3 protein-coding genes are annotated in these 2228 nt (G+C 60.8%); all 3 read right to left on the reverse strand.

Features of this window, described 5'->3' with window-relative positions; genetic code table 11:
• The coding region (locus I6F49_RS20085) for an SNF2-related protein (RefSeq protein WP_331461461.1) at window positions 1-1278 on the reverse strand (1278 nt) is incomplete at its 3' end.
• The gene (locus I6F49_RS20090; RefSeq protein ID WP_114488330.1) at window positions 1275-1685 is read right to left on the reverse strand and encodes a nucleoside triphosphate pyrophosphohydrolase family protein; all 411 of its coding nucleotides are present in this window, start codon (window positions 1683-1685) and stop codon (window positions 1275-1277) included. The genes I6F49_RS20085 and I6F49_RS20090, both read right to left, overlap by 4 nt.
• Before the next feature lie 102 nt (window positions 1686-1787).
• The gene (locus I6F49_RS20095) at window positions 1788-2132 is read right to left on the reverse strand and encodes a hypothetical protein (RefSeq protein WP_114488331.1); all 345 of its coding nucleotides are present in this window, start codon (window positions 2130-2132) and stop codon (window positions 1788-1790) included.
• Between the last annotated feature and the right edge of the window lie 96 nt (window positions 2133-2228).

Consider the following 2228-nt stretch of genomic DNA (forward strand, 5'->3'; position numbering starts at 1 on the left):
GCGGGTGGGGCCCAGGCGCTCGACCATCTGCGCGCTGGCCTCAAGACTCCAGTTGCTGGAGAAGAAACACAGAATGTTGCTTCCGTGCTGGAGACTCAACCCGTGGCCGGCGCTTTGTGGGTGGGCCACGAGCATTTGAATCTCACCCGCGTTCCAGCGGTCGATGATCTTCGGGTCGGCGCCGAGGTGCACAGCCTTGGGGAACGCCTTCAAGATGCGCGCCAGGTCGCTCTTGAAGTGGTACGCACAGAGCACTGGCATGCCTGCTGCCTCTTCGACCACGCTCTGCAGCGCCTCGATCTTGGCGTCGTGCACCAGCGACCATGCGCCGTCAGCGTCGGTGTAGAGCGCGCCAGAAGCGATTTGTAAAACCTTCTGCGAGAGGGCTGCCGCGCTGAAGGCTTCGATGGGCTTGCCTTCCAGCTCCACGAACATTTCTTGCTCCATTTTTTTATAGAGCTTCATGGCGGCCGATGGCATCTCAACCTTGATGTCGTTCTCGATGAGTTCGGGTAAGTCAAAGTAGTCGCGCGCCTCCAGCGCGATGGTGATGTCTTTGATGGCTGCGCGAATTTGTTCGTCCGCAAAAGGTAGCGGTTCAATCTGTTGCTTCTGCGGGTCGCTTCCCGGGCGGGCGCGGAACCAGCGGTGGCTGAAGGCAGTGAAACTGGTTCCGAGGCGTCGGCCGGAATCCAAGAAAAAATACTGCGCCCACAAATCTTCCAGGCCATTCGGAGCGGGCGTGCCAGACAGGCAGATGAACCGAGTGGCGCGGGTCAACGCGACGCGGGCCAGGGCTTTGGCGCGCTTGCCCCCTTGGCCGGTGAGAAACTTCTTGCCGGACTTGCTCGTCTGGATGCTGACGCGCAGGCTCTTGAGTTTCGTGCTTTCGTCACAGACGATGCAATCGAACGACCAGTTGGCGCCGTGGTACTCCACCAGCCATTCCAGCACGTCGTAATTTGCCGTAACGATCACCGCGTCGGAGCCAATGGCGGCGCGGCGCGTATCGGCATCGCCGACGGCCACGGCGATCTTCATGTGCCCGAAGCTGGCTTTGAACTTCTCGATCTCACCGGGCCACGTGCTGACGGCCACGCGCTTGGGGCCGAGCACGAGCACGCGCTTGACCTCACCGAGCAGCAACAGCATGGACAGGGCCTCCAGGGTGGCCGGCCCTTTGCCGGTTCCCATGGACGCCGCCACGAAGCAGCGGGGGTGGTTCAGGATATGATTGGTGATGGCGGGCTGATAAACCCGAGGGGCGTAGCGGGTCACAGGAAAGGCGTGAGGTCAGGCTTGATGTACGACTGTGGCTTGGCAATCTTGCCGTTGGCATCGAACACCGGCTTGCCGTCAACGAATTTCGAATAGTTGCTCCGTGTGACCTCGGCCAGCGCGCCCTCGATGTCCAGCCCGAACATGTGGGCCACGCCGACGGCGGTGACGATCTGGTCGCAGATGGCGTCAAGCAGTTCGGTGCGGTCTGGTTGCATCACGCCCGGGAACTCGCTCTTCATGTAATTGGCCCACAGTTCGACGTTCGCCGAGGTGTTTTGGAAGCCCAATGCCGTCAGCATCTCGGCGAACTCTTCCGCGTGGCAACCGAGCTGTACGGCGCGGTTTTTGTCGGTGGGCTCCGGTACGGCAAGTTGGAACCACTGTTTGATGCGGGGAATTGTCATTTCGGTCTTTCAGTTGGTTGAGGAAACAGTGNTTTTGTCGGTGGGCTCCGGTACGGCAAGTTGGAACCACTGTTTGATGCGGGGAATTGTCATTTCGGTCTTTCAGTTGGTTGAGGAAACAGTGCTGCCCGCCAGGCGCTGCACCATGTCCAGATGCTGGGCCTTGCTGCGGTAGGTTCGCGCCCGTTCGGCGTCCGTCTTACGTTGCCGCTTGGCGTCGCGCCCTGGGCCGATCTTGTAAATCTTGATGGAGTCCCGGCCGCGTCCGTCTTTGTCCCATGCGCAGATGTGCGCGGCCTTGGCGGCGTGGAGTTCGCGGGTGTACTGCAGGACGGTGACGTAGTGTAGGCCCGTCAACTCGGCCAGGGTGCGGCAGTCGTGAACGCCCTCCAGCATGTGCAGGATCAACTGCGCGTAGGTCAGGGCTCCCACTTTCACTTGCTTCATTGCTTGCTTTCAGAGTTGATCTTCTTCACCGCCTGCGCCACCACCCAGCGAGTGCTGCCCATGCTGATGACGATCTCCGCCTGGGTGAGCCCCTGC

It is taken from the genome of Pseudoalteromonas sp. SWN166, from assembly GCF_015864485.1.
GTDB lineage: Bacteria > Pseudomonadota > Gammaproteobacteria > Enterobacterales > Alteromonadaceae > Pseudoalteromonas.